The sequence below is a fragment of the Mycobacterium sp. genome, from assembly GCF_049281135.1.
GTDB lineage: Bacteria > Actinomycetota > Actinomycetes > Mycobacteriales > Mycobacteriaceae > Mycobacterium.
The window spans coordinates 1-3,317 of the sequence record NZ_JBAPRN010000508.1 but is presented as its reverse complement, the minus strand read 5'-3'; the positions used below and the strand labels follow the sequence as shown (position 1 = coordinate 3,317).

General features: G+C 67.8%; 6 protein-coding genes. All 6 read right to left on the bottom strand.

The genetic code is table 11. From position 1 onward, the window contains the following. Window positions 1-460, bottom strand: a 460-nt coding sequence (locus WAN02_RS20315; protein ID WP_422266027.1) for a cation transporter, incomplete at its 3' end; no start/stop codon positions are given. Then, on the bottom strand, window positions 457-708 hold the full coding sequence (locus WAN02_RS20310; protein WP_422266026.1) for a hypothetical protein: 252 nt from the start codon (window positions 706-708) through the stop codon (window positions 457-459). The genes WAN02_RS20310 and WAN02_RS20315, both read right to left, overlap by 4 nt. Next, a complete protein-coding gene (locus tag WAN02_RS20305) occupies window positions 708-1,247 on the bottom strand; it encodes a DUF3093 domain-containing protein (RefSeq protein ID WP_422266025.1) in 540 nt (179 codons plus the stop codon). Before WAN02_RS20305 ends, WAN02_RS20310 begins: the two co-directional genes overlap by 1 nt. 107 nt (window positions 1,248-1,354) lie before the next feature. Beyond that, a complete protein-coding gene (locus WAN02_RS20300) occupies window positions 1,355-1,783 on the bottom strand; it encodes a hypothetical protein (protein ID WP_422266024.1) in 429 nt (142 codons plus the stop codon). After that, complete coding sequence (gene hemB / locus WAN02_RS20295; RefSeq protein WP_422266023.1) at window positions 1,780-2,760, bottom strand: porphobilinogen synthase; 981 nt, start codon at window positions 2,758-2,760, stop codon at window positions 1,780-1,782. Before hemB ends, WAN02_RS20300 begins: the two co-directional genes overlap by 4 nt. Next, the coding region (locus tag WAN02_RS20290) for a uroporphyrinogen-III synthase (RefSeq protein WP_422266022.1) at window positions 2,760-3,317 on the bottom strand (558 nt) is incomplete at its 5' end. The genes hemB and WAN02_RS20290, both read right to left, overlap by 1 nt.

Below are 3,317 nucleotides of genomic sequence, written 5' to 3'. Positions count from 1 at the left end.
CCAGCGTGCCCAACGACACCAGGGTGTCCATCGTCGAGGTGCGATGCCGGGCGCCGAGCAGCGCCAAGCGATGAAACGGGTAGCCGCCCCACGCCACGATCGGCGTCGTCAACGCCAGCGCCATCCACTGCCAGCCGGCGAACCGCCAGCCCATCACCATCGACACGGCGACGACCGGAATCGCCAGCAGCGCCGAGCAGATCAGCCGTGAGCGCAACAGGTCCTGCGGCTGGTCATCGTCGCCAAAGAGGTCGACGGCTATCGATGCGTGGTAGCCCGTCGCTTCCACGGCGCGGATCAAATCACCGGCCGACACCTCGGACTCGTGCTGCACATGGGCCCGCTCGAGCGCGAAGTTCACCGCTGCCCGCACGCCGTCGAGTCGGTTCAATGCCCCCTCGACGCGGGCAGCGCACGACGCGCAGCTCATGCCGCGCAGGTCGAGTTCGGTGGTGGTCATGCCGTCGTGGGCCGAGCGACCCGCCGCAACCCCGCGATGCCGACAACCAGCAGCATTCCGGCGGCCGTCGCCAGCAGCAGGGTCAACAGCAAAAGCGAGGGGTCATAGACCACCGCGGTGGTCATCGGCTGGTCCTTGGCGACAGGTGCCACTTCCACGGTGGATCGGACACCCGACCAGCTGAACGCGCAGCCCGCGACCGCGACAACGGCCAGCGCGAGCTCGACGAGAGCTCGGAAACGTGCCATTACCAGCGTGAACTGTCGTCGTCGTGTTCCGGCGGGAGCTCGTTGGGACTGACGCGTTCCTCGACCAACGGGGTCAGCAGGTTGCGCAGATGCCGGTGTCGGCGTGCCCACGCCTGGGCGGTCCGGCCGCCGGTGAGCCGCAGGCCGATGCCGGTCCGGCCCTTGGGCACCCCGACCAGCTCGCCGAGCGCGCGAGCGGACTGCCAACGCTCCACGTCTTTCTTGGCTGCCTGCGGATGATCGGCTTCGGGGTACACCTTGAGTATCTCGGACACCTGGATGGTTTCGGTGCCCTGTCGCAGCGTTTCCGGGGTCAGCAAGACCGACGTGTGGAGGCGGGCCGCTTTGACTTGCAGCGCGATGAAACTGGTCAGGACCACCAGGAAGAACACCGCGATCCAGATCTGCCAGCCGTTGCCGTTGGACTTCTCGATCCACAGCATGATTGCGGCCGAAATCGGCCCGGCCAGCAGCCAGTACCAGCTCGCACCGACCTCACGAAAGAGCGGTGCCGCTTCGGCGTCCGTGTCGGCAGTCACGTGCACCATCATCCCCTGCTGGACCTGCGGCCCAACAACCTGGGGCCCTACCAGCGGCTCACGACTACAGCGTTCCACGGTCCCCGGGAAATTCACCTTTGTAGCGCTCACCTGGTGAAGTAGTTGTGCGAGTCGCCGCGGTGCAACAAGAACATGCCGCCGGCGATCAGCACCGATCCGGTGATCCCGGCGACGCCACACGCAACGGCGTACATCGGCGGCCAGGTGACCGTGAACAGGCGGATGCCGACGTAGACGACGGTGGCAGTCGCTCCGCCGCTCAAAACGGTTCGGGCCCAACGGTATCCGGCGCGCATCAGGATCAGGAAAGTCACCACGATGGCACACAAGACCGCGACGAACAACCCCTGCGCGACGAGGAGCGGCATCGCCCCCTGGCCGTTCGACGAGCCGACCAGGTCAGCGACATAGCCGATCACCATCAGCGGCACCGCGGCCAGCCACAACCAGAAGCCGGTGTCAACGTCGACTGGCCGGGTCGGCGGCTGGGGCCTGGGTTCAACGGGAGCCGTCACGACAACCAGTTGGCCGCGCCGGCGGCCCAGTAGCTCAGCACGATGTCAGCGCCGGCGCGCCTGATGCTGGTCAACGACTCGAGTGCGGCGGCGCGCTCGTCGATCCACCCGTTGGCGGCGGCAGCCGCGATCATCGCGTACTCCCCCGACACCTGATAGGCGGCGACGGGCACCGGTGAAATCGAGGCCACCGCAGACACAATGTCCAGGTAACTCAATGCCGGTTTGACCATCACGATGTCGGCACCCTCGTCGAGATCCAACTGCGCCTCGCGGACCGCCTCGCGGGCATTGCCCGGCTCTTGCTGGTAGGTGCGCCGGTCGCCGGACAGGCTGGAACTCACCGCTTCGCGGAACGGGCCGTAGAACGCCGACGCGAACTTGGCCGCGTAGGCCAGGATGACGACGTCGGTGCGACCTGCCGCGTCCAGACCGTCGCGGATCGCCGCTACCTGGCCGTCCATCATGCCGCTCGGGCCTACCACGTGGGCACCCGAATCTGCCTGCGCGACCGCAAGTTCGACGTAGCGCTTCAGGGTGGCGTCGTTGTCGACCCGGCCGCGTTCGTCCAGCACACCGCAGTGCCCATGGTCGGTGAACTCGTCCAGGCAGGTGTCGGCCATCAACACGGTCGCGTCGCCGAGATCCTTGCTCAGGTCGCGCAGCGCAACGTTGAGAATGCCGTCGGGATCCGAACCCGCCGACCCCGCCGCGTCCTTGTCCTCGGCCCGCGGGACACCGAACAGCATCAAGCCGCCGACTCCGGCCGTCACCGCGTCGGCGGCGGCGGCGCGCAGCGACTCGCGGGTGTGTTGCACCACGCCGGGCATCGAGTCGATCGGCCGAGGCTCGTCGATGCCGTCGGCGACGAACATCGGCAATACCAGATGCCTTGGCTCCAGCGATGTTTGCGCCACCAACCGGCGCAACGCCGGAGTCGACCGGAGTCGACGCGGACGCTGCCGGGGGTAGGACATTACCGCCTGCGGCTCTTCTTACGTGGCGGCGGCAGCGCACCCTCGGCGCGGAGCCGGGCGGCATGCTCGGCCAGCGCCTCGATCAGCGGACCGACCGCGGCGGTTTCGGGTTGCACGTCGACGCGCAAACCGAATTCGGCTGCGGTTTCAGCGGTTTTCGGTCCGATGCAGGCGACGATCGTGCGTGCGTGCGGCTTGCCGGCGATGCCGACCAGGTTGCGCACCGTCGAGCTGGAGGTGAAGCAGACCGCGTCGAAGCCACCGGTCTTGATCATCTCGCGGGTGGCCGCCGGCGGCGGGGCAGCCCGCACGGTCCGGTAGGCGGTGACGTCCTCGATCTCCCAACCACGTTCACGCAGACCCTCGGCCAGCGTCTCGGTGGCGATGTCGGCCCGCGGCAGCAGCACCCGGTTCACCGGGTCGAAAATGCTGTCGTAGTCCGGGAATTCGTCGAGCAGACCCAGCGACGACTGCTCACCGGAGGGCACCAGCTCGGGGCTGATCCCGAAGGCGCGCACCCGGTCGGCGGTCGATTCGCCGACGCAGGCGATCTTCAC